The organism is Erwinia rhapontici (assembly GCF_012271765.1).
In the GTDB taxonomy this organism is placed as follows: Bacteria; Pseudomonadota; Gammaproteobacteria; order Enterobacterales; family Enterobacteriaceae; genus Erwinia; species Erwinia rhapontici.
Genome location: NZ_VRKO01000010.1, coordinates 144,322 through 169,257 on the forward strand (window position 1 = coordinate 144,322; position 24,936 = coordinate 169,257).

General features: G+C 53.7%; 20 protein-coding genes and 1 pseudogene. 18 read left to right on the forward strand and 3 right to left on the reverse strand.

Translation table 11 applies throughout. The features are described from left to right. The first annotated feature begins 74 nt into the window (after positions 1–74). Both FVB43_RS06085 and FVB43_RS06090 read left to right on the forward strand, forming a co-directional pair. Positions 75–836 (forward strand): Slam-dependent surface lipoprotein, encoded by a 762-nt coding sequence (locus FVB43_RS06085; protein WP_133841394.1) that lies wholly within the window; start codon positions 75–77, stop codon positions 834–836. Positions 837–918: 82 nt separating this feature from the next. Continuing rightward, complete coding sequence (locus FVB43_RS06090; RefSeq protein WP_242462117.1) at positions 919–2,403, forward strand: surface lipoprotein assembly modifier; 1,485 nt, start codon at positions 919–921, stop codon at positions 2,401–2,403. Positions 2,404–2,476: 73 nt separating this feature from the next. Here the strand turns inward: FVB43_RS06090 and yfbR are convergent, their stop codons facing one another. Beyond that, positions 2,477–3,073 carry a 5'-deoxynucleotidase gene (gene yfbR / locus FVB43_RS06095; protein ID WP_133841395.1) on the reverse strand — a complete coding sequence of 199 codons (597 nt, stop codon included), beginning with the start codon at positions 3,071–3,073 and terminating at the stop codon, positions 2,477–2,479. A 60-nt stretch (positions 3,074–3,133) separates the two neighbouring features. Beyond that, on the reverse strand, positions 3,134–4,351 hold the full coding sequence (locus tag FVB43_RS06100; RefSeq protein ID WP_133841396.1) for a pyridoxal phosphate-dependent aminotransferase: 1,218 nt from the start codon (positions 4,349–4,351) through the stop codon (positions 3,134–3,136). A gap of 1,032 nt (positions 4,352–5,383) precedes the next feature. Here FVB43_RS06100 and lrhA point away from each other — a divergent pair. The 15 genes and pseudogenes from lrhA to FVB43_RS06175 all read left to right on the forward strand — a co-directional run bounded on the left by lrhA (position 5,384) and on the right by FVB43_RS06175 (position 22,473). Next, positions 5,384–6,310: a transcriptional regulator LrhA gene (gene lrhA / locus FVB43_RS06105; RefSeq protein ID WP_133841397.1), complete on the forward strand. Its 927-nt coding sequence runs from the start codon at positions 5,384–5,386 to the stop codon at positions 6,308–6,310. Between the two features lie 668 nt (positions 6,311–6,978). Then, positions 6,979–7,416, forward strand: a complete 438-nt coding sequence (gene nuoA / locus FVB43_RS06110; RefSeq protein ID WP_004158614.1) for an NADH-quinone oxidoreductase subunit NuoA — start codon at positions 6,979–6,981, stop codon at positions 7,414–7,416. 15 nt (positions 7,417–7,431) lie between these two features. After that, entirely contained in the window at positions 7,432–8,106 is a 675-nt protein-coding gene (locus tag FVB43_RS06115) for a NuoB/complex I 20 kDa subunit family protein (protein WP_133841399.1), read from the forward strand. A gap of 103 nt (positions 8,107–8,209) precedes the next feature. Next, a pseudogene (nuoC, locus tag FVB43_RS06120) lies at positions 8,210–10,023 on the forward strand (NADH-quinone oxidoreductase subunit C/D). Between the two features lie 2 nt (positions 10,024–10,025). Next, positions 10,026–10,541, forward strand: coding sequence for an NADH-quinone oxidoreductase subunit NuoE (nuoE, locus tag FVB43_RS06125; protein ID WP_133841401.1), 516 nt, complete (start codon positions 10,026–10,028; stop codon positions 10,539–10,541). Beyond that, entirely contained in the window at positions 10,538–11,878 is a 1,341-nt protein-coding gene (nuoF, locus tag FVB43_RS06130) for an NADH-quinone oxidoreductase subunit NuoF (protein WP_133841402.1), read from the forward strand. Before nuoE ends, nuoF begins: the two co-directional genes overlap by 4 nt. A gap of 50 nt (positions 11,879–11,928) precedes the next feature. Further along, positions 11,929–14,655, forward strand: coding sequence for an NADH-quinone oxidoreductase subunit NuoG (gene nuoG / locus FVB43_RS06135; RefSeq protein ID WP_133841403.1), 2,727 nt, complete (start codon positions 11,929–11,931; stop codon positions 14,653–14,655). Then, positions 14,652–15,629: an NADH-quinone oxidoreductase subunit NuoH gene (gene nuoH, locus FVB43_RS06140; RefSeq protein ID WP_133841404.1), complete on the forward strand. Its 978-nt coding sequence runs from the start codon at positions 14,652–14,654 to the stop codon at positions 15,627–15,629. The genes nuoG and nuoH overlap by 4 nt, the downstream gene beginning before the upstream one ends. A 13-nt stretch (positions 15,630–15,642) precedes the next feature. Beyond that, positions 15,643–16,185 (forward strand): NADH-quinone oxidoreductase subunit NuoI, encoded by a 543-nt coding sequence (gene nuoI / locus FVB43_RS06145; RefSeq protein ID WP_048915455.1) that lies wholly within the window; start codon positions 15,643–15,645, stop codon positions 16,183–16,185. A 10-nt stretch (positions 16,186–16,195) separates the two neighbouring features. Then, complete coding sequence (nuoJ, locus tag FVB43_RS06150; RefSeq protein ID WP_133841405.1) at positions 16,196–16,750, forward strand: NADH-quinone oxidoreductase subunit J; 555 nt, start codon at positions 16,196–16,198, stop codon at positions 16,748–16,750. After that, positions 16,747–17,049, forward strand: a complete 303-nt coding sequence (gene nuoK, locus FVB43_RS06155) for an NADH-quinone oxidoreductase subunit NuoK (RefSeq protein WP_133841406.1) — start codon at positions 16,747–16,749, stop codon at positions 17,047–17,049. Before nuoJ ends, nuoK begins: the two co-directional genes overlap by 4 nt. Then, positions 17,046–18,884: an NADH-quinone oxidoreductase subunit L gene (gene nuoL / locus FVB43_RS06160; RefSeq protein WP_167863593.1), complete on the forward strand. Its 1,839-nt coding sequence runs from the start codon at positions 17,046–17,048 to the stop codon at positions 18,882–18,884. Before nuoK ends, nuoL begins: the two co-directional genes overlap by 4 nt. 71 nt (positions 18,885–18,955) lie before the next feature. Continuing rightward, positions 18,956–20,476 (forward strand): NADH-quinone oxidoreductase subunit M, encoded by a 1,521-nt coding sequence (gene nuoM / locus FVB43_RS06165; protein ID WP_167863594.1) that lies wholly within the window; start codon positions 18,956–18,958, stop codon positions 20,474–20,476. Between the two features lie 6 nt (positions 20,477–20,482). After that, positions 20,483–21,940 (forward strand): NADH-quinone oxidoreductase subunit NuoN, encoded by a 1,458-nt coding sequence (nuoN, locus tag FVB43_RS06170; RefSeq protein WP_133841409.1) that lies wholly within the window; start codon positions 20,483–20,485, stop codon positions 21,938–21,940. Positions 21,941–22,014: 74 nt separating this feature from the next. After that, positions 22,015–22,473, forward strand: a complete 459-nt coding sequence (locus FVB43_RS06175) for a GNAT family N-acetyltransferase (RefSeq protein WP_133841410.1) — start codon at positions 22,015–22,017, stop codon at positions 22,471–22,473. A 111-nt stretch (positions 22,474–22,584) separates the two neighbouring features. Here FVB43_RS06175 and FVB43_RS06180 read toward each other — a convergent pair whose 3' ends face one another. After that, positions 22,585–24,243, reverse strand: coding sequence for a glucan biosynthesis protein D (locus FVB43_RS06180; RefSeq protein ID WP_167863595.1), 1,659 nt, complete (start codon positions 24,241–24,243; stop codon positions 22,585–22,587). Between the two features lie 334 nt (positions 24,244–24,577). Between FVB43_RS06180 and elaB the strand changes: the two genes are divergently transcribed. Then, positions 24,578–24,889, forward strand: coding sequence for a stress response protein ElaB (gene elaB / locus FVB43_RS06185; protein WP_133841412.1), 312 nt, complete (start codon positions 24,578–24,580; stop codon positions 24,887–24,889). The last annotated feature ends 47 nt before the right edge of the window (positions 24,890–24,936 follow it).

Sequence of the window (24,936 nt, forward strand, 5' to 3'; positions counted from 1 at the left end):
GCTGGTGTAATACGTAAGGGCGGCTCTAAATTTGCAGTTAACCGTTGTAAATCATCTTTTTAAGGAGAGTTCCAATGTTTGCAAAGAATAAAGTGGTTCTGGCTTTGGCAATTTTGGCGACAACAGGTGTGGCACAGGCAGCGGTCATTGTCGGGGGGACCAGTGCCAGCAGTAACCTGCTTATTGGTCAGGCTGGAACGACGACGCCTGCTGTTGCAGGGGCGGGAGTGAGCGGGCAGTTAAACAGTGCCATCACGGCTTTCAGCCATTTCACGTTACCGATGTTCAAAAACAGTGGGAACGATGGCTACAAATTCTCCGGTAAACAACTGACGGCTATCGGCGTTCCTGGTCATGGTGGCCTGGGGGTCTGGTCATTTGCCAAGGTGGGAACCCAGGATGTGTGGTTCGGTGAGTGGGATGCAGAAGGGACGGCTGTCGGTAGCAAAGTTAATGGCACTCATACCGCATTTTACGTAGGGAACAATGGGAATGTTGCCACCACGCTGCCAACCACTGGTCCAGTGACCTATGCGGTGAAATCCATCAACCGTGGCACCTCTGCGACAGCAGCCCTGCCATCCAGTACGCTGACTGCTAACTTCAGCACCAAAACGGCCAGCTCTACCGGTGATATTGCCTTCACCGGCGGCACCATTACCACTTCTGCTTCCGATGTGAAACTGGCGGCAAGCAACGTAGCGGTAACCAGCGTTAGCGGTACCGGTGGTGCTCTGAATGGTCAGTTCTACGGTACCGGCGCTTCTGCTGTAGCCGGTCTGGTGAAATTCTCAGACCGTAATAAAGATACTGCCTTTGGTGGTACTAAAAACTAATCTACCGGCAGCCTGAGGGTTGCTCCTCAGCAGGGATCCTTTATCGGATCCCTGCTTTTTTTATTCGGGGAACGTTATGCGGATGAGCAGGCTGATGGGTATCCGTGCCTTACGAATCGCTATACCCTTTTTTTGTACGCTCTCAGTCGCTCATGCTCAGGAGCGTGAAGATACTCGCCGCATGCTTGAGATGAACGTGCAGCGCCAGGCGGCAGACCGCGAACGCGATCTGTTGCAGAGTGAAACCACCGCCCCGGCGGGCAGTACAATTACGATTGATGGACAAACCTGGCAGGTAGAGCACAGCTCCCCGGCCGTGGGGCAGGCGCTCTATCTGTCGCTGCAATCGCAGCAGTGGCCGGAAGCGCAACGTTTTCTCAATGACTATCTGACCTTTGCCGACCGTGACCCGCTGCTGGTGCACTACGCACAGGGATTGCTGGCGCGCAAAAGGGGTGATTTTTCGCAGTCTGTTGCTGAATTTACCGCACTGCTGAACAGGCAGCCCGGTTTCCTGCCAGCCCGGCTTGAGCTGGCCCGCACGCTGTTTGAAGATGGTCAGGAGCGCGAGGCGGAGAATACCTTCACCGAGACGCTGGAGAGTATTGATGCCAGCGACCCAAAAACGGCGGGCGTCCGCAAGTCGATTGGCCTGTTCCGTGATGCACTGGAACAACGTCAGGCCTGGACCGGGGCTTTCGCTTTTGGTCCCGAATGGACGGATAACGTTAACCGGACCTCTGCCAGCCAGACCTGCCTGCTGTCGATCAGTGGTCAGTGTTATTACGAGCGCACCTTGCCGAAGGCGATCAGTACCACTGGCATCAGCTTTGACGCCAGCGTGCAGCGGCGTATTCCCATCTGGCAGCATCATGGCTTGTATATTCGTTCACAGCTGTTTGGTACTCAGTACCGCACCCACGGCGACTACAACGAAACGACCTTCAGTACTCAGGCGGGTTACAGCTATCGCAAGGGACGCCATCAGATTGCTGTTGCACCCACGTTTGAGTATTACGATCTGGGCAATGACGCCTTTTACGGTGCCTGGGGTGCGCACGCAGAGTGGAGCTATCTGGCGGGCAGCGCCTCGTTGCTGAAAATTGAGAGCGACTATAAAGCGATGCGCTTTCGGCAGCAGCTGTATGCGCAAAATTTTGATGGCGGGCAAACCTCAACTTACACCACCTTTTATCGTGAGGTTGGGGCAGGGGTGACGTTGTTTGGCGGTATCGATTTTGTCGACAGTACGGCGGAAGATAAGGTCAATGCCTATCAGCAGAAGGGCGTTCGTCTGGGCGCTTCTGTTGAGTTACCTGCCGGGTTCCAGGCGACCGTATTTAGCGCGTATCGGCAGCGTGATTACGGCATGTACAGTCCGCTTCTTGAGATGCGTCGTCGCGACAAAGAGCAGAATTATACGCTGGTGCTGAAGGCGGTTGACTGGAAGGTCGCGGGGTTTGTTCCACTGCTGACCGTGCGGCATAACAAGGTGAAGAGTAACGTCGACTGGTTGTACAGCTATGATCGTAATGACGTGAGTCTGAAACTGGAGTATGCGTTTTGACCGCCGGGTCAGGCATGCCTGACCCCTGGGAAATATCCGTGCAGCTGGGCGTGGCATGCCGCGCCCGGGAGGATTACAACGAGTCCTGGCTGATTTCGTCCAGCGACAGGCTGAAGCTCGGCACGAAGACTTCGACGAAATAGTCCATTTCCGGGCTGTGGCGCTGCGTCAGCGTCTTCTCAAGCCGCGCTTTTGCCAGCAGAAACTCATTATTACCCGCTGATAATTCTTCCAGGCATTTCAGATAGGCACAGAGAGCATCAGCCTGCTTGACGATGGCCGTCTCCGCTTCGCTGTGCTGATGTTCATCAATCAGCGGTGCATAGGCGGAACGCAGCTCTTCCGGCAGCATTTCAATCAGCTTTTGCTGGGCAATCTTCTCTATCTTTTTGTACTCATGGGCAATCTGCGCGTTGTAATACTTCACCGGTGTGGGCAGATCGCCGGTCAGCACTTCGCTGGCATCGTGATAAATCGCCATCATTGCGATACGTTCAGCGTTGAGATTGCCATTAAATTTCTTATTTTTGATCAGGGCCAGAGCATGGGCGACCATTGCCACCTGTAAGCTGTGCTCCGAGACATTTTCGGTACGCACATTACGCATCAGCGGCCAGCGGTTGATCAGTTTCAGGCGGGAGAGGTGGGCAAAGAAGTGGCTTTGAGTCATGGTCATTTTCCCTTACGTCAAAATGCGAAGAGCGGCCTTAGCCGCTCTTTGGGGGGAACATTACAGCTGGCGATAGCCGCTGAGGAAGCGACCAAACTTGTTAATCGCCATATCCAGCTCATCCACGCGCGGCAGGGTGACGATACGAACGTGATCCGGCCACGGCCAGTTAAACGCAGTACCCTGCACCAGCAGCACTTTTTCTTGTAGCAGGAAGTCGAGCACCATTTTCTGGTCATCGTGGATGTTGAACTTCTTACTGTCGATTTTCGGGAACATATACAGCGCGCCATCCGGCTTCACGCAGCTGACTCCCGGGATTTCATTGATCAACTCCCAGGCACGGTTGCGCTGTTCATACAGACGGCCGCCAGGCTGGATAAATTCGCTAATACTCTGATATCCCCCCAGCGCCGTCTGAATCGCATGTTGCGCAGGGACGTTAGCGCACAGGCGCATTGAGGCCAGCATTTCCAGCCCTTCAATATAGCCTTTCGCATGTTTTTTCGGCCCGTTCAGCACCATCCAGCCCTGACGGAAGCCCGCCACACGGTAGGTTTTTGACAGACCGTTAAAGGTGATGGTCAACAGATCCGGTGCCAGCGCGGCAATAGAGTGATGCTGTGCGGCGTCATAAAGAATTTTGTCGTAGATCTCGTCGGCAAAAATAATCAGGTTATGCTGACGCGCCAGTTCGACCACTTCCAACAGCAGTTCTTTGCTGTAGACGGCACCGGTCGGGTTGTTCGGGTTAATAATCACAATGCCGCGAGTACGCGGTGTAATTTTGCTGCGGATATCATCCAGGTCCGGGAACCATCCTGCAGACTCATCACACAGGTAGTGAACCGCTTTGCCGCCAGAGAGCGATACGGCCGCCGTCCACAACGGATAATCCGGTGCGGGCACCAGCATTTCGTCGCCGCTGTTCAGCAGCGCCTGCATGGATTGCACAATCAGTTCAGACACACCGTTACCGATATAGATGTCTTCTACTGTCATATCACGCACGCCGCGCGCCTGATAATGCTGCATGATCGCTTTACGGGCGGAATAGAGGCCTTTTGAGTCGCAATAACCCTGTGCGCTTGGCAGGTTACGGATGACATCGACCAGAATTTCATCCGGGGCTTCAAAACCGAACGGGGCAGGGTTACCGATGTTCAGCTTGAGGACTTTATTTCCTTCTTCTTCGAGGCGCTTGGCTTCTTTTAATACCGGGCCGCGAATGTCGTAACACACATTATCCAGTTTGCTGGATTTATCAATTGGGGTCATCTCTGTCGCCTTGACTGGCAGAAGGGCATTCCTGCCGTGGAAAACTAAACATTGCACAATGTACTCTTCTCCTGGTTCCTTTTGAAGGGTGGCAACAGGCTTTGGTGTGTTAAAGGATGTTTTTTCATTCAGATGGCAGGCGTGCACACTGGATCGCTGTTTTATGACATTTCATGCTGTTATCTGAGTGTAATCCGATGTGAACAACTATTCAGATGTTTTAAAATCTCAGCGTATTGTCCTATCCGTCATACTTTTTCAACGTGATTATTAAATTATTTAGTAAATATTGATGTACTGATGATACATGAAACAGTCAAGTCACGCTTATTTGTCGGTATGTTTTTTGTACAAAGGGGGCTTTGCGTGAAGATTGACCATTGAGGGCTGATCCGCATGCTGCCTCGACCGAGTGTGATAATCGTGCTGTGGGAATAATAAAGTTTGTAGTGTCAGGGCCTGTGCTGCGGGCTGTTGCCAATAAAATCTTACTTTAGTGATAAGAATAATCAGTTTTGGGCTTAAAAAGTAAACGACAGTATGTCAGGATAACCTTCAGGAGACTTTGCACCGGGTGTGCAGGTTCTTCCGGTAATAAAAAAAAGATTTTTATTACCCTAAACAATAAGTACTGCTTAACATTTTTCGCTGTTTCTACAGCGTGTTGGTAACTTAATTTTCAAGGGTTGTTTTAGACTAACGACACCGCAACTCGTCTCTTTTTGAGTTTTGTCGGCGTTACTTAACTATAACGACGCGGCTTCCTGCAACTTATGGGTTAGTGCAGCGTGCATTAGTGATGTATCAGACGGAAGAACCTTTTCTCTGCGATCTTGCCATTCACCATTGGTCAAAATTACCAGAGTAAAAACTACTTATTCGTCTGCCAATGAAAGTAATGCATCGGGTAATTTTTTTTATTGCTAAACACTGTAGCCATTATGCAATTGTTATCATTTTATCCCATTGATAAAAAAGGTAATAACACCAGGGTAGCTGTTTGTAAAAAACTTATAAAGTGAAGAAAAAAACATGACTAGTGCAAATCGTCCAATACTTAATCTTGACCTCGATCTGCTGAGAACCTTCGTTGCTGTTGCTGATTTGAACACCTTTGCTGCCGCTGCAGCAGCGGTGTGCAGAACGCAGTCAGCCGTAAGCCAGCAGATGCAGCGTCTGGAACAATTGGTAGGCAAAGAGCTGTTTGCCAGGCATGGACGCAACAAGTTATTAACGGAACATGGTATTCAGTTACTGGGCTACGCCAGAAAAATCCTGCGCTTCAACGATGAAGCCTGTACTTCTCTGATGTACAGCAACATTCAGGGCGTACTGACCATCGGCGCATCTGATGATACTTCTGATACCATTTTACCGTTTCTGCTCAACCGCGTGACATCGGTTTACCCGAAACTGGCTATCGATGTCCGTGTGAAACGCAATCCCTTCATGATGGAAATGTTAAACCAGGGTGAAGTTGATCTGGTGGTGACGACCTCCAGCCCGATGAACTTCGCCTGGCAGGTTCTGCGTACGTCTCCAACATTGTGGTACTGCGCAGCGGATTACATCTTCCAGCGTGGAGAAGCCATTCCTTTGGTTCTGCTGGATGAGCCAAGCCCATACCGTGACATGGCCATTGACCATCTTAACGAAGCGGGCATTCCGTGGCGTATCTCGTACGTTGCCTCAACACTTGCTGCGGTCCGTGCTGCGGTGAAAGCGGGCCTGGGTGTCACAGCTCGTCCGGTTGAGATGATGAGCCCGGAATTACGCGTAATGGGGGCTGCTGAAGGGCTGCCAATGTTGCCAGACACCGAGTATTTGCTGTGCCGTAACCCGGACAGCGATAACGAACTGGCGCTGGCAATCTTCAACGCAATGGAGTCCGGCAATGATCCCTATCGCCTGACCCCTGCAGCGCCAGACAGCGCAGCTTTTGCCGATGAAGAAGAATAACCAGTAAACGCAAACGATTACTTTTATCATTAAACATTGATGAATTTAAGTTTTACTGAGTAAAAAAGGCCTTTCAGCGTATTTTTAATCTGAAAGGCCTTTTTTTTACCTTTTAGTCGAGTGAAACCCTTCTTTTTTTGACGTCAATTAACACTGCGGTGTCAAAAATTCACCTATTCGTTGAACGACGATTTTTTTCCTCTTTCCGAGCCATCTGGTCCGATCAGTGAATTGATTCGGCAGTAAAAAAACCGACCGTTTTTATCACTAAAAACACCAAACTGTGTTCTGGATCAAAAAAATAACCCCATTAAGGGGCAGGAAAAGAGGACGAATCCTGCCAAAATAGGCCTTGTTAAATACACGATCCAAACAAGGTTTTAACCGCTACACTTTGATCACATGATGTCACTGACTCGATTTAGCCCATTTTTTGAGCATCATGTGTTAAATAAATGTTGTGAGTGTAAAATAATGTGCGGATAGTTTTGTCAAAGTTGACAAAAGGTCAGTTAAAGGAGTAAAAAACCACATAAAATTACTGCCTAATCGCTAAAGACGGTAAAATTTATAAGGTTTTTCATTCTTCCCTTGAATCGATGTGGTGTGTTAACTGCCAAATAATAGAGCAGGACGCAAAACGCCACTTTTGGTGAGTAAGCAAGAGTATGTCAACAACCACAGAAGTCGTCGCCCATCACTGGGCATTCGCTGTTTTCCTGATCGTCTCGATTGGTCTCTGCTGCCTGATGTTGGCCGGAGCATGGTTTTTGGGCGGAAAAGCCCGTGGAAGGCATACAAATACACCTTTTGAATCCGGTATCGCCTCTGTAGGCACCGCAAAACTGCGTCTGTCTGCCAAGTTCTACCTGGTTGCCATGTTCTTCGTCATCTTCGACGTTGAAGCCCTCTATCTCTACGCATGGTCGACGGCTATTCGCGAAAGCGGATGGGTCGGCTTTGTCGAAGCCGCCATTTTCATTTTGGTTCTGCTTGCTGGTCTGTTTTATCTGGTTCGCATTGGCGCACTGGATTGGGCTCCTGCCCGTCGTCAGTTTGACGTCAAACCTACCACCATCTCGCACGCCAACCGTCACAAGCAGTAACAGCGAGGCATTAACATGGACTATACGCTCACCCGCATAGACCCGAACGGTGAGAATGACCGTTACCCACTGCAAAAACAGGAGATCGTGACCGATCCCCTGGAAAAGCACGTTCATCAAAACGTCTACATGGGCAAGCTGGAACATGCCATGCACGACATGGTGAACTGGGGTCGCAAGAACTCCCTTTGGCCGTTTAACTTCGGTCTTTCCTGTTGCTATGTCGAAATGACCACGTCGTTTACGTCGGTGCATGACGTTGCGCGCTTTGGTTCTGAAGTTATCCGTGCTTCGCCGCGCCAGGCAGACTTTATGGTGGTTGCAGGAACCTGCTTCACCAAGATGGCTCCGGTTGTTCAGCGCCTGTATGACCAGATGCTGGAACCGAAATGGGTGATCTCAATGGGTGCCTGTGCCAACTCCGGTGGCATGTACGACATCTATTCCGTAGTACAGGGCGTGGATAAATTCCTGCCAGTTGACGTGTATATTCCAGGCTGCCCACCGCGCCCTGAAGCGTATATGCAGGCGCTGCTGCTGCTGCAGGAGTCCATCGGAAAAGAACGTCGCCCGCTGTCGTGGGTGGTCAGCGATCAGGGCGTTTATCGCGCCAATATGCAATCTGAGCGCGACAGGAAAAACGCCGAGCGTATCGCAGTCACTAATCTGCGTACCCCTGACGAAATTTAAGACAGCAGTTTATGGATGTGGTCATGAAAAGCGCAATAAAAACACAATGTCATCGCGCTGACCCACCTGACGCCAACACTGAGTGCCTGTCTGACAGGCCAGAATGGTGAACAACTTATGACAGATTTAACCACGCAAGATCTCGCTCAGCCGTTATGGCAAACCCGAGATCACCAGGATGACCCGGTGATCGGCGAGCTGCGTAATCGTTTTGGGCCTGATGCCTTTACCGTGCAAGCAACCCGTACCGGCGTGCCGGTAGTCTGGGTGAAACGTGAGCAGTTGCTTGAGATTATTGAGTTCCTGCGCAAGTTGCCTAAACCTTATGTGATGCTGTATGACCTGCATGGCATGGATGAGCGTCTGCGTACGCACCGTGCCGGATTACCGGCGGCGGATTTTTCCGTTTTCTATCACTTCATCTCCATTGAACGCAATCGCGACATCATGCTCAAGGTGGCGTTGTCTGAAAACGATTTGAATGTGCCAACCATCACCAAAATTTTCCCGAATGCCAACTGGTATGAGCGTGAAACCTGGGAGATGTTTGGTATCAATGTCGAGGGCCACCCACACCTGACGCGCATCATGATGCCGCAGACCTGGGAAGGGCACCCGTTGCGTAAAGACTATCCGGCGCGTGCGACCGAATTCGATCCTTTCGAGCTGACCAAGCAGAAAGAGGATCTGGAGATGGAGTCCCTGACCTTCAAACCAGAAGACTGGGGCATGAAGCGTTCGACCAACAATGAGGACTTCATGTTCCTCAACCTGGGTCCGAACCACCCATCAGCGCACGGTGCTTTCCGTATCATCCTGCAACTGGACGGCGAAGAGATCGTCGACTGCGTGCCGGATATCGGTTACCACCATCGTGGTGCGGAAAAAATGGGCGAACGCCAGTCCTGGCACAGCTACATTCCGTACACTGACCGTATCGAGTATCTCGGCGGCTGCGTCAATGAAATGCCTTATGTACTGGCGGTTGAAAAACTGGCAGGTATAAAGGTGCCAGAACGCGTTGAAGTGATTCGCGTGATGCTTTCAGAGCTGTTCCGTATAAACAGCCATCTGCTGTACATCTCTACGTTTATTCAGGACGTCGGTGCTATGTCTCCGGTGTTCTTTGCCTTTACCGATCGCCAGAAAATTTATGACGTAGTGGAAGCTATTACCGGTTTCCGTATGCATCCGGCCTGGTTCCGCATTGGCGGCGTGGCGCATGACCTGCCGAAAGGCTGGGAACGCTTGCTGCGTGAGTTCCTCGACTGGATGCCAAAACGTCTGAAAGCTTACGAACAGACGGCGTTGAAAAACTCCGTGCTGATTGCCCGCTCCAAAGGTGTTTCTGCCTACAACATGGAAGAAGCGCTGGCCTGGGGCACCACCGGTGCTGGTCTGCGTGGTACGGGGCTGGACTTTGACGTGCGTAAATGGCGCCCGTACTCCGGTTATGAAAACTTCGATTTCGAAGTGCCAATCGGAGACGGCGTGAGCTGTGCTTACACGCGTGTGATGCTGAAGATGGAAGAGATGCGCCAGAGTATGCGCATTCTGGAACAGTGCCTGAAGAACATGCCAGCAGGCCCGTTCAAAGCCGACCATCCTCTGACCACACCGCCGCCGAAAGAGCGCACGCTGCAACATATCGAAACCCTGATCACTCACTTCCTGCAAGTGTCGTGGGGCCCGATTATGCCGGCCAACGAATCCTTCCAGATGATTGAGGCGACAAAAGGGATCAACAGTTACTACCTCACCAGTGATGGCAGCACCATGAGCTACCGCACCCGCGTGCGTACGCCAAGCTTCCCGCACTTGCAGCAGATCCCTTCGGTGATCAACGGCAGCCTGGTATCCGACCTGATCGTATACCTCGGTAGTATCGATTTTGTTATGTCAGACGTGGACCGCTAATTATGCACGATCAAAGAATTGCGATCGAAACGATCGATGAAACCGGGGCTTTTGTGCTGAGTGCGGCAGAGCGCGACGCCATCGAGCATGAAAAGCACCACTATGAAGACGCGCGTGCGGCTTCCATTGAAGCGCTGAAAATTGTCCAGAAACAGCGTGGCTGGGTGCCGGACGGTGCAATCCACGCCATTGCTGATGTGCTGGGGATCCCGGCCAGTGATGTGGAGGGGGTGGCAACGTTTTACAGCCAGATCTTCCGCACTCCGGTGGGCCGCCATGTGATCCGTTATTGCGATAGCGTGGTTTGTCATATTACGGGCTTCCAGGGGATTCAGTCGGCGTTGGAAAGCAGCCTGAATATCAAACCGGGTCAGACCACGGCGGACGGGCGCTTTACGCTGCTGCCAACCTGCTGTCTCGGCAACTGCGACAAAGGGCCGGTGATGATGGTGGATGAAGATACCCACGTTCATCTGACGCCGGAAGGTATCGCCAACTTACTGGAGCAGTATCAATGAGACAGATCGTGCGTACTGCCGAAATGCATCCGCTGACCTGGCGCATGCGTGAAGACAAACAGCCGGTATTCCTCGAAGAGTACCGCAGTAAGAATGGTTATGCCGGGGCTGAAAAAGCGCTGAAATCCCTGTCGCCGGAAGAGATTGTCAGTCAGGTTAAAGATTCGGGCCTGAAAGGGCGTGGCGGTGCAGGTTTCTCCACGGGTCTGAAGTGGAGCCTGATGCCAAAAGACGAATCCATGAACATCCGTTACCTGCTGTGTAACGCGGATGAAATGGAGCCGGGCACCTATAAAGACCGTCTGCTGATGGAGCAGATGCCACACCAGCTGGTGGAAGGCATGCTGATCAGCGCGTTTGCACTGAAAACCTACCGTGGCTACATCTTCCTGCGCGGTGAGTACATTGAGGCGGCCGTTAACCTGCGCCGTGCCATTGCGGAAGCGACCGAAGCGGGTCTGCTGGGTAAGAACATTCTCGGCACGGGGTTTGACTTTGAGCTGATTGTGCATACCGGCGCGGGGCGTTATATCTGCGGCGAAGAGACCGCACTGATTAACTCACTGGAAGGGCGTCGCGCTAATCCGCGTTCCAAGCCGCCATTCCCGGCTTCTGCGGGTGCCTGGGGCAAGCCGACCTGCGTTAACAACGTAGAGACGCTCTCTAACGTACCGGCCATTATCGCCAACGGCGTTGACTGGTACAAAGGGATTTCTACCAGCGAAGATGCCGGTACCAAAATGATGGGCTTTTCCGGTCGTGTGAAGAACCCGGGCGTATGGGAGCTGCCGTTTGGCACCACCGCGCGCGAGATCCTCGAAGAGTATGCCGGTGGCATGCGCGATGGCCTGAAGTTCAAAGCCTGGCAGCCAGGTGGCGCAGGTACGGACTTCCTGACCGAGTCGCACCTCGATCTGCCGATGGAATTTGCCAGTATTGGTAAAGCCGGTAGTCGTCTGGGTACGGCGCTGGCGATGGCCGTCGACCACGAAATCAACATGGTGTCGCTGGTGCGTAACCTTGAAGAGTTTTTTGCCCGTGAATCCTGCGGCTGGTGTACGCCATGCCGCGATGGCCTGCCGTGGAGTGTGAAAATTCTGCGCGCGCTGGAAAATAAACAGGGACAGCCGGGGGATATTGAAACCCTGCTGCAACTCTGCCGCCAGCTTGGCCCGGGTAAGACCTTCTGTGCGCATGCGCCTGGTGCAGTAGAGCCACTGCAAAGTGCCATTAAATATTTCCGCGAAGAGTTTGAAGCGGGTATGGCACCCCAGGTATTCAGCAACGCGCACGCGATTAGCGGCATCCAGCCCAACCTGTTAAAGGCGCGCTGGTAAGCAAAGTTTAACGCCCGTGTTCGCACGGGCCTTACGGAAGCATGTTCACTATGGCTACAATTCATGTAGACGGTAAAGAATATGATGTTGATGGCGCAGACAACCTCTTGCAGGCCTGTCTCTCCCTCGGCTTAGATATTCCTTATTTCTGCTGGCACCCGGCGCTCGGTAGCGTCGGTGCCTGCCGCCAGTGCGCGGTGAAGCAATTTCAGAATGCCGAAGACACCCGTGGCCGCCTGGTTATGTCCTGCATGACCCCGGCGTCTGACGGCACCTTTATTTCGATCGATGATGGCGAAGCCAAAGAGTTTCGCGAAAGCGTTGTCGAGTGGTTAATGACTAACCACCCGCACGACTGCCCGGTATGTGAAGAGGGCGGTAACTGTCACCTGCAAGATATGACAGTGATGACCGGCCACAGCTTCCGTCGTTATCGTTTCACGAAGCGTACCCACCGTAATCAGGATCTCGGCCCGTTCATTTCCCACGAAATGAACCGCTGCATCGCCTGTTACCGCTGCGTGCGTTACTACAAAGATTACGCGGATGGCACCGACCTCGGTGTCTACGGCGCGCACGATAACGTCTACTTCGGTCGCCCGGAAGACGGCGTACTGGAAAGCGAATTCTCCGGTAACCTGGTTGAAATTTGTCCGACCGGCGTATTCACGGATAAAACGCACTCTGAGCGTTATAACCGTAAATGGGATATGCAGTTTGCACCGAGCATTTGCCAGCAGTGCAGCATCGGTTGTAACACCAGCCCGGGTGAGCGCTATGGCGAACTGCGTCGTATTGAAAACCGCTACAACGGTACTGTAAACCACTACTTCCTCTGCGACCGTGGTCGTTTCGGCTATGGCTACGTGAACCTGAAAGACCGTCCACGCCAGCCGATGCAGCGTCGCGGTGATGACTGGATCGCGCTGAATGCTGACCAGGCAATGCAGGGCGCGGCGGATGTGCTGCGCCAGGCGAAGAAAGTGATCGGCATTGGTTCCCCGCGAGCCAGCGTAGAAAGCAACTTTGCACTGCGTGAACTGGTCGGTGCAGAAAACTTCTCCACCGGCATTGCGGCGGGAGAGCAGGCGCGCCTGGATCTGATGCTGAAAGTATTGCGCGACAGCGGAATTCATACTCCGGCGCTGCGCGAAATTGAAAGCTACGATGCGGTGCTGGTGCTGGGTGAAGATCTGACCCAGACCGGAGCGCGCGTTGCACTGTCAGTGCGTCAGGCGGTGAAGGGCAAATCCCGTGAAATGGCTGCCGCACAGAAAGTGGCAGACTGGCAGATTGCCGCCATTTTGAACATCGGGCAGAACGCGAAGCACCCCCTGTTTGTCACCAACGTTGACCAGACCCGTCTTGATGACATTGCCGCCTGGAGCTATCGCGCCCCGGTGGAAGATCAGGCGCGTCTTGGTTTTGCCGTTGCGCATGAACTGGATGAAAGTGCGCCTGTCGTTACGGATATTGATAAGTCACTGGCAGGCAAAATTGACGTCATCGTTCAGGCATTAGCCGGGGCGAAGAAACCGCTGATTATCTCCGGGACTAACTCCGGCAGCGAAGCGATGATTCAGGCGGCCGCTAACGTGGCAAAAGCACTGAAGAATCGCGGTGCTGATGTAGGTATTACCCTGCTGGCAACCGCGACGAACAGCGTGGGTCTTGGCCTGATCGGTGGGAAATCCCTTGATGTGGCATTGTCCGAGCTGGAAAGCGGTGCAGCAGATGCCGTGATTATCATGGAAAACGATCTCTACCGTCACCTGCCAAAGGCGAAGGTGGATGCTGCGCTGGCCCATACGCCAAACGTGATCGTACTCGATCATCAGCGTACGTCGACCACGGAAAAAGCCGGTCTGATCCTCTCCAGCGCCAGCTTTGCTGAAAGCGACGGTACGGTAGTGAATCAGGAAGGCCGCGCACAGCGCTTCTTCCAGGTTTATGACCCTGCCTACTACGACGAAAAAGTACAGATGCTGGAAAGCTGGCGCTGGCTGCATTCGCTGCAAAGCACGATTAACAGCCGCGAAGTGGACTGGAGCCAGCTCGATCATGTGATCGATGCCTGCGTAGCGGCGTTGCCACAGCTGGCTGGGATTAAAGAAGCGGCACCTGATGCCAGCTTCCGTATTCGTGGTCAGAAACTGGCACGTTCACCTAACCGTTCGAGTGGGCGTACTGCAATGCGCGCCAACATCGACGTGCATGAGCCGCGTCAGCCGCAGGACAAAGACAGCATGTTTGCCTTCTCTATGGAAGGGAACAACCAGCCGTCTGCAGCACGTTCGCAAATTCCGTTTGCCTGGGCACCAGGCTGGAACTCACCTCAGGCATGGAATAAATTCCAGGCGGAAGTGGGCGGAAGCCTGCGTAATGGCGATCCAGGCGTGCGTCTGATCGAAGCGGGGGCCACACAGCTGGGCTGGTTCGACACGGTACCTGCTGCCTTCACTGGCGTGAACGATGCCTGGCGTGTGGCACCGTATTTCCACCTGTTCGGCAGCGATGAAATGACTCAGCGCGCCCCGGTTATTCAGCAGCGTATGCCAGAAGCCTACCTGATGGTTAATCCGGATGATGCTGCGAAGCTTGGGGTGAATGTCGGCACGGCCGTTGAGTTTACTTGCCAGGGCGAAACACTGCGCCTGCCAGTACGCTTCTCCAGCACGTTGCAGGCAGGGCAGGTGGGTTTGCCACTCGGTTTACCGGGCATTCCACCGTTCCTGGCGGGTAGCAACATCGACAATCTGCGGGAGGCAGTACAATGAGCTGGCTGACACCGGAAGTTATCGACGTGCTGATTGCCGTCGTAAAAGCGCTGATTATCCTGTTTGTGGTGGTCGGTTGTGGCGCCTTTATGAGCTTTGGTGAGCGCCGTCTGCTCGGCCTGTTCCAGAACCGATACGGGCCTAACCGTGTCGGCTGGGGCGGTTCCCTGCAGTTGGTCGCTGACATGATCAAAATGTTCTTTAAAGAGGACTGGATCCCGCCGTTTACCGACCGCGTGATTTTTACCCTCGCTCCTATGATTGCTTTTACCTCGCTGCTGCTGGCGATGGCGATTGTGCCGGTGACCTCCACCTGGATGGGCGCCGACCTGAACATTGGTCTGCTGTTCTTCCTGATGATGGCGGGTCTGGCGGTGTACGCGGTGCTGTTTGCCGGCTGGTCGAGTAATAACAAATACTCGCTGCTGGGCGCAATGCGTGCCTCTGCGCAGACCCTGAGCTATGAAGTGTTCCTCGGTCTGTCGTTGATGGGCGTGGTCGCACAGGCGGGCTCATTCAACATGGTCGACATTGTTAACAGTCAGCAGCATCTGTGGAACGTGATCCCGCAGTTCTTAGGTTTCCTTACCTTCTGCATCGCCGGTGTTGCGGTCTGTCACCGCCATCCGTTTGACCAGCCAGAAGCGGAACAGGAACTGGCCGACGGTTACCACATTGAATATGCCGGGATGAAATTCGGCCTGTTCTTTGTCGGTGAATACGTCGGTATCGTGACCGTTTCATCACTGATCGTCACGCTGTTCTTCGGCGGCTGGAACGGTCCGTGGTTGCCACCGATTTTCTGGTTCGCGATTAAAACGGCATTCTTCATGATGATGTTCATTCTGATTCGTGCTGCGTTACCGCGTCCGCGCTATGACCAGGTGATGTCGTTCGGCTGGAAAGTCTGTCTGCCGTTGACGCTGTTGAATCTGCTGGCGACTGCCGCAGTCATTCTGTACACGGCGCAGTAAGGGGTTTAAGAACATGACATTAAAAGACCTTGTCGTTGGTTTCGGGACAACCGTACGCAGTATCTGGCTGATAGGCATGAATGCCTTCGCCAAACGCGAAACCATGATGTATCCGGAAGAGCCGGTTTATCTGCCACCACGCTACCGTGGCCGTATTGTGCTGACGCGCGATCCGGATGGCCAGGAGCGCTGTGTTGCCTGCAACCTGTGTGCTGTTGCCTGCCCGGTAGGCTGTATTTCTCTGCAAAAAGCAGAGATGGCGGATGGCCGCTGGTATCCGGAGTTCTTCCGTATTAACTTCTCGCGCTGCATTTTCTGTGGCCTGTGTGAAGAGGCTTGCCCGACCACTGCGATTCAGCTTACCCCAGATTTCGAACTGGGTGAGTTCAAGCGTCAGGATCTGGTGTATGAAAAAGAACACTTGCTGATTTCCGGCCCGGGTAAATACCCGGAGTACAATTTCTACCGGATGGCGGGTATGGCGATCGACGGTAAAGACAAAGGCGACGCTGAAAACGAAGCCAAACCTATCGACGTCAAGGGCTTGTTACCTTAAGGAGCCAGGCATGGAATTTGCTTTTTATGTTAGTGGTCTGGTAGCGGTGCTGGCGACGTTGCGCGTCATCACTCATACCAACCCGGTACATGCGTTGCTGTACCTGATTATTTCTTTGCTGGCCGTTTCAGGAGTGTTCTTTTCGCTCGGCGCCTACTTTGCGGGCGCGCTGGAAATCATTGTTTATGCCGGTGCGATTATGGTGCTGTTCGTCTTCGTGGTGATGATGCTGAATCTGGGCGGCCAGGAAGTCGAGCAGGAGCGCCAGTGGCTGAAACCGAGTATGTGGATGGGGCCGGCTGCGCTCTCCCTGGTATTGCTGGTGGTGCTGGTTTATGCCATTAGCGGCATTAATGACCAGGGCATCGACGGCAAGATGATCGATGCGAAAGCAGTGGGTATCAGTCTTTTCGGTCCGTATGTTCTGGCCGTTGAGCTGGCATCGATGCTGCTTCTGGCGGGTCTGGTGGTGGCATTCCACATCGGGCGCGAACAGCGTTCTGGTGAGGTTCTGAGCAACCGTCCGGGTGATGCGGCGAAAAGTAATAAGGAGGAGCGGGTATGATCCCTCTACAGCATGGACTTATTCTGGCAGCCATCCTGTTTGTCCTTGGACTGACAGGCGTGGTGATCCGCCGCAATCTGCTGTTTATGTTGATTAGTCTCGAAATCATGATTAACGCCGCAGCACTGGCGTTTGTGGTGGCGGGAAGCTACTGGGGACAGGCCGACGGTCAGGTGATGTTTATCCTGGCAATCAGCCTGGCCGCGGCTGAGGCCAGCATTGGCCTGGCGCTGCTGCTGCAGCTCCATCGTCGTAGCCAGACCCTCAACATTGATAAAGTGAGCGAGATGCGCGGATGAACCTTCTCTATTTAACTATCCTGTTTCCGCTGATTGGCTTCTTACTGCTGGCGTTCTCCCGTGGCCGCTGGTCAGAGAATCTGTCTGCTACCGTGGGGATGGGATCGGTCGGCCTTGCGGCGCTGGTGGCGGCATATGCAGGTATCGACTTCTTCAATAACGGCCAGCAGGTATTCAACCAGGCGCTGTGGACCTGGATGCAGGTGGGTAATTTCAAAATTGATGTCAACCTGACGCTGGACGGCCTGTCGCTGACCATGTTGTCGGTGGTCACTGGCGTTGGTTTCCTGATCCACATGTTCGCGTCCTGGTATATGCGGGGAGAAGAGGGCTACTCACGCTTCTTCGCCTACACCAACCTGTTTATCGCCAGCATGGTCGTACTGGTGCTGGCCGATAACCTGATGCTGATGTATCTCGGCTGGGAAGGGGTGGGTCTCTGCTCTTATCTGCTGATTGGCTTCTATTACACCAACCCGAACAACGGCGCGGCGGCAATGAAAGCCTTTATCATCACCCGTGTGGGCGACGTGTTCCTGGCATTTGCGTTGTTTATTCTCTACAACGAGCTGGGTACGCTGAACTTCCGCGAAATGATGGAGCTGGCACCACAGCACTTTGCAGCGGATAACCACATGCTGCAGTGGGCGACCCTGATGCTGTTAGGCGGGGCGGTCGGTAAATCTGCACAGCTGCCGCTGCAAACGTGGCTCGCTGATGCAATGGCCGGCCCGACGCCGGTTTCTGCTCTGATCCACGCCGCCACGATGGTTACCGCGGGTGTTTACCTGATTGCCCGTACACACGGCTTGTTCCTGATGACGCCGGAAGTGCTGCATCTGGTCGGCATTATTGGTGCGGTCACGCTGGTACTGGCCGGTTTTGCCGCGCTGGTGCAAACCGATATCAAACGCGTGCTGGCTTACTCCACCATGAGCCAGATTGGTTATATGTTCCTGGCGCTGGGTGTTCAGGCCTGGGACGCGGCGATCTTCCATCTGATGACTCATGCGTTCTTTAAAGCGCTGCTGTTCCTCTCTTCTGGTTCGGTGATCCTTGCCTGCCATCATGAGCAGAACATCTTCAAGATGGGCGGTCTGCGTAAAAGTATCCCGCTGGTGTATGTCTGCTTCCTGGTCGGGGGCGCTGCGCTGTCTGCGCTGCCGCTGATCACCGCAGGCTTCTTCAGTAAGGATGAGATCCTGGCGGGTGCGCTGGCTAACGGTCATCTGAATCTGATGATTGCCGGCCTGGCAGGGGCGTTTATGACCTCCCTCTACACCTTCCGTATGATCTTCATTACCTTCCACGGGGAAGAAAAAATTCACGCTCATGCCGGCAAAGGGATCACTCACCATCTGCCGCTGATTGTGCTGTTAATTCTCTCAACCTTTATTGGTGCGATGATTGTTCCACCGCTGAAAGGCGTGTTGCCTGAGACCAGTGAGCTGGCGCACGGTAGCGTTCTGACGCTGGAGATTGCGTCTGGCGTAGTGGCGATTGTGGGCATCCTGCTGGCAGCTGCTCTTTGGCTGGGTAAACGCACTCTGGTGACGGCAATTGCCAACAGCGCAGTAGGCCGTTTCTTCAGTACCTGGTGGTTTGCTGCCTGGGGCTTCGACTGGCTGTATGACAAAGTCTTTGTTAAGCCTTATCTCGGCGTTGCCTGGCTGCTGTCGCGTGATCCGCTCAATTCACTGATGAATATTCCTGCTTTGCTGGCGCGCGGCGCTAACAAAGGCCTGGTCGTCAGTGAGAATGGCTATCTGCGCTGGTATCTCGCCTCCATGAGCATTGGTGCCGTTGTGGTACTGGCGCTGCTGCTGGTGATTTAAAGGTTTGTGAGTGGGGTGGGGCAGAGCCACACCCTATAAAGAATAAAAATCGCAATAAAGGGAAAACCGCCATGTTATTACCTTGGCTAATATTCATCCCGTTTGTCGGTGGGTTACTATGCTGGCAGCTGGAGCGCTTCGGGCCTAAGCTGCCACGCTGGATTGCACTGATCGCAATGGGGCTGACGTTTGTGCTCTCGCTGCAACTGTGGCTGCAGGGAGATTACTCACTGACTCAGGCGGCGGGCTTGCCGCAGTGGCAATCTGAGTTCTCCGTGCCGTGGATCCCACGCTTCGGTATTGAGTTCCATCTGGCCCTGGATGGTCTGTCGCTGCTGATGGTGGTACTGACCGGCCTGTTAGGCCTGATGGCTATTCTCTGTTCGTGGAATGAAATCGAGAAATGGCAGGGTTTCTTCCATCTGAACCTGCTGTGGATCCTCGGTGGCGTAATCGGCGTGTTCCTGGCAATGGACATGTTCCTGTTCTTCTTCTTCTGGGAGATGATGCTGGTGCCGATGTACTTCCTGATCGCACTCTGGGGCCACAAAGCCTCTGACGGGAAGACGCGTATTTCTGCTGCCACCAAGTTCTTCATCTACACCCAGGCCAGTGGTCTGGTGATGCTGATCGCCATTCTGGCGCTGGTGTTTGTGCACTACAACGCAACGGGCGTATGGACGTTTAACTACGAACTGCTGCTGAAAACCCCAATGACGCACGGCGTGGAATACATGCTGATGCTGGGCTTCTTCATTGCGTTCGCGGTGAAAATGCCGGTGGTACCGCTGCACGGCTGGTTACCGGATGCGCACAGTCAGGCCCCTACGGCAGGTTCTGTTGACCTGGCGGGGATCTTGCTGAAGACCGCGGCCTATGGCCTGCTGCGTTTTGCCCTGCCGCTGTTCCCGAATGCCTCTGCCGAGTTTGCACCGATTGCCATGTGGCTGGGGATTATCGGGATCTTCTACGGCGCATGGATGGCGTTCTCGCAGTACGACATCAAACGTCTGATTGCCTACACCTCGATTTCCCATATGGGCTTCGTGCTGATTGCTATCTACACGGGCAGCCAGCTGGCGTTCCAGGGTGCCGTCATCCAGATGATCGCGCATGGTCTTTCCGCTTCTGCGCTGTTTATTCTGTGTGGCCAGCTGTATGAGCGCCTGCATACCCGCGATATGCGTCAGATGGGCGGCCTGTGGTCACGTATCAAGTGGTTGCCGGGCCTGTCGCTGTTCTTCGCCGTTGCTAACCTGGGGATGCCGGGCACCGGTAACTTCGTCGGTGAGTTTATGATCCTGACGGGCAGCTTCCAGACTGTGCCGGTGATTATTGTCATCGCCACCTTTGGTCTGGTGTTCGCGTCGGTGTACTCGCTGATTATGATGCAACGCGCTTACTACGGTGCGCCGAAGTCAGAAACGCCGCTGCGGGGGATGTCTGCACGTGAGTTCCTGATGATCATGGTGCTGGTGGTCCTGCTGGTGTTGCTGGGTGTTTATCCGCAGCCGATTCTGGATACCTCTCATGCTGCGATGAGCAATATTCAGCAGTGGTTTACTGCTTCAATTTCAACTACAAGGCTGTAATTCGCCATGACAATAACTCCTCAACAATTGATCGCGCTTCTGCCGCTGCTGATCGTCGGATTGACGGTGGTAGTTGTGATGCTGTCCATTGCGTGGCGACGCAATCACTTCGTCAATGCGACGCTGGCAGTTGTCGGTCTCAACCTGGCGCTGTTTTCACTGTACTTTGTCGGTCAGGCAGGCCCCATGGATGTCACCCCGCTGATGCGGGTGGATGGTTATTCGATGCTGTATACCGGGCTGGTGATCCTTGCCAGCCTGGCGACCTGCACCTTTGCCTATCCGTGGCTGGCAACGTACCCGGACAACCGTGAAGAGTTCTATCTGTTGGTGCTGATTGCTGCCCTCGGTGGCGTGGTGCTGGCCAGTGCGAACCATTTGGCATCGTTGTTCATTGGTATTGAGCTGATTTCGCTGCCGCTGTTTGGTCTGGTGGGCTATGCCTTCCAGCAAAAACGCTCGCTGGAAGCCGCCATCAAGTACGCCATTCTGTCGGCAGCGGCCTCATCGTTCCTGCTGTTTGGTATGGCGCTGGTGTATGCCGATTCCGGTAACCTTGCTTTCGCATCACTGGGTGCAAGCCTGAATGACGGTGTGATCAACCAGCCGCTGTTGTTAGCGGGCCTGGGTCTGATGATTGTCGGCTTTGGCTTTAAACTGTCACTGGTGCCGTTCCATCTCTGGACGCCGGATGTTTACCAGGGCGCACCTGCACCGGTATCCACCTTCCTGGCAACCGCCAGCAAGATCGCCATTTTTGGCGTGCTGATGCGTCTGTTTATGTATGCGCCAATGGCGGATAACGAAGGTGTGCGTACCGTACTCAGCCTGATCGCCGTGGCATCCATGCTGTTTGGTAACCTGATGGCAATCTCGCAGAGCAATATCAAGCGTCTGCTGGGTTACTCTTCTATCGCTCACCTTGGTTACCTGCTGGTCGCCCTGATTGCGGTACAGACCCATCAGCTGTCGATGGAAACCGTTGGCGTTTATCTGGCCGGTTATCTGTTCAGCAGCCTCGGCGCCTTCGGTGTGGTCAGCCTGATGTCCAGCCCGTACCGTGGCCCGGATGCAGACTCTATGTACTCTTACCGTGGCCTGTTCTGGCACCGTCCGATCCTCGCCTCAGTCATGACCGTGATGATGCTGTCGCTGGCGGGTATCCCGATGACGCTGGGCTTTATCGGTAAGTTCTATGTGATTGCTGTCGGTGTCAGTGCGCACCTGTGGTGGCTGACCGGAGCTGTGGTGCTGGGCAGTGCCATTGGCCTGTACTACTATCTGCGTATGACCGTCAGTCTGTATCTTTCACCACCGGAACTGTCCCAGCGTGATGCGCCTGCTAACTGGGCATTTACTGCCGGTGGTGTGGTGGTGCTGATTTCCGCGATTCTGGTGCTGATACTGGGTATCTTCCCGCAGCCGCTGATTTCGCTGGTGAAACTGGCGCAGCCACTGATGTAATTTGATGCAAGACAGGTAATAATCGGGCCCACAGTGGCCCGATTTTTTTTGCTTCAGTCTGAGGAGTTAAGTTGATGGACATCATCTGGCAGGACCTGCACCACAGCGAACTCAGTGCCGCCCAGCTTTATCGGCTGCTGGCATTGCGCAACGCGGTGTTTATTGTTGAGCAGCAGTGCCCTTATCTCGATATTGATGGTGCGGATCTGGTGGGTGAAAACCGCCATCTGCTGGGTATCCTCGACAATCAGCTGGTTGCCTGTGCACGCATTCTGATGCCTGAAGGGGAGGGCCAGCCGGTCAAAATTGGTCGGGTGATTGTGTCCGGAGAGGCGCGCGGGCTGAACCTGGGGAGTCGGCTAATGGAGCAGGCCATGAATAGCTGCGAACACCATTGGCCAGGGCAGCCTATTTTTCTTTCTGCACAGGCGCATTTGCATCGTTTCTATGCTCGTCTGGGGTTTGTGGCAGTCAGCGGGGAGTATCTGGAGGATAATATTCCGCATATTGATATGCAGCGGACGTCTGGTTAGCGATAGCGTTTGGCGTTAATCGTTTATTTTAAGGTCAACGTCAACGTCAACGTCAACGCCCTGGACCTTGAGACGTTGACCTGGCCCTTGACCGGCCAGGTCCAAACGCGATTAACCCGCGGTCATAATCCGGTCATCCACGTATTTACGCTTATCCGGCGGCGGTGGAACATACTGATACAGCCAGGTTTCGCTTAACGTTTCATCTTTAGTCCGCAGGAACAGACGCATATTTACCGGTTCGGTGGAATCGCTGTTTGGATACCAGTCGAAGAGAATACGGTAACCATCAATCGGTTCAACGTAGAGGATTTCAACCTGCTTCAGCGTACCGGAGGTGACGTTAATCACCGGCTCAATGCCTTTCGGTGCTGCGGCTTTCAGATCGCCGCCAACAAAGTCAACGGCGAAACGGCGTGACCAGACGTTCGGGTAATGCTCGCCCGGTGCCCAGCCTTCCGGGAAACCGCCCATGCCGGTGCGGGTGGCATTAACACGTGCCAGACCGCTACGTACCGGTGGCAGGCCGCTCCAGTAAAGCTTGTAGGAGAAGCTGTGCTCGCTCCCGGCTTTGATGGCATCGGCTGGCTGCCAGAAGCAGACAATATTATCCAGCGTTTCACCCGTGGTCGGGATCTCCATCAGGTTAATCGCACCTTTACCCCACTTACCGACCGGTTCCACCCACAGGCTTGGGCGCTTGTTGTACCAGCCAATCACATCCTGATAACTGTCGAAGTCATGATTAAGCTGTAACATGCCAAAACCACGCGGGTTTTCATCCTGATAGGCGTTAAACGTCAGACGCTGTGGGTTGTTCAGCGGACGGCAAATCCACTCACCGCCCCCTGTCCACATGGCCAGACGATCGGAGTCGTGGATCTGCGGATGGATGGTATCGCACATGCGGCGCTCGTTATTGCCGCAGCTGAACATGGTGGTCATCGGCGAGATACCCAACTGCTGGATATCCTTGCGCGCATAAATGTGGTTTTCCACTTCCATCACTACGCGTTTATCTTCGCAGTGAATGGTGAATTTAAACGCGCCGGTGCAGCTCGGGCCATCCAGCAGGGTATACACCACAAAGGTGGTGTCATCGGCTTTCGGGGTTTCGAACCAGAAGGCGGTGAAGTCCGGGAACTCTTCTTTACCGTTACTGAAGGTGTCGATGGCCACGCCACGCGCGGACAGACCGTACTGGAAGGTTTCATCGACAGCACGGAAGTAGCTGGCGCCGAGGAACGAGACGATGTCGCGTTTTGCCAGCTCGGGTTTTTTAAATGCGCGGAAACCGGCGAAGCCAAGGTCGGTTTTGCCTTCCAGCTGTTTGGTGTCGACGTGAGCATTGTTGTAGTTAAACAACTCAGGGCGGAAGTGAATTTCACGCGCCTCACGACTGGCACCATCAACGGAGAACATGCGGATACGGCGCTTAAAGCCCATCCCCACATGGAAGAACTGAACGTCAAGCTGACGGTTGTCGATGCCGTTCCACAGCGAATGGTTGGCATCGTACTGGATTTCGTTATAGGCCTGCGGCGTCAGCGTTGCCAGTGTTTCAGGCAACGGCGCCGGAGCACCACCATAGGCCTGTTTTGCCATATCGGCGGCCATTTTTTTAAGCACATCAAAATCAAATCGCTTTGCGGAACCATCGGCAATCCCGTCTTCCGCCCAGGCAGCCTGGGAGAACAACGTGGATAAACCCGACATCCCACTGAGGGTTGCGAATGCCATTGACGCTTTCATAAACATTCTTCGATTCATGCCGGAAATAATTTCCTCAGGTGAACGGAGTTTGTAGTGACTGTCGTGCGTTTGCACGCATTCGCTTCGCCGGATAAAGGTCCGGTTACAGAGAGTTACGACAGCTTGCCTGGGTAATGATTCAGTTCACGCAAAATTTATCAGATAAATCTAACTACCGCAGTGGTTTCGCATGTGAATTAACGTAAATATCGGGAAAATAAGCACCCTTTGACCCGTTTTACTGTCCCTGAACACACCATTCTCAGTCGATTCCTGGCGGTTTTAATCAAGCAGAGCGGCAAAAACTGTCTATAGTTACCTGACGAAGATTTTTCGCCCAAGGAGAATGGAAATGGCAACAACGACTGAACCACATGAAACTCGCCTGGATGACGATCTGGCGCTGCTCACTGAAACCCTGGAAGAAGTGCTGAAGTCGTCGGGCGATCCGGCCGATCAGAAATACATTGAGCTGAAAGCGAAAGCGGAAAAATCACTGAACCAGGTGAAGTCCCGCATCAGCGATGCCTCTGATACCTACTATGTGCGAGCCCGTCAGGCCGTTACGCGTGCTGATGATTATGTCCACGATAAACCCTGGCAGGGGATTGGTGTCGGTGCCACGTTGGGCCTGGTCATCGGCCTGCTGCTGGCGCGTCGCTAATTCAGTAGAACAACAGGCAGTAGCACAACAGACGCCCTCCCGGGCGT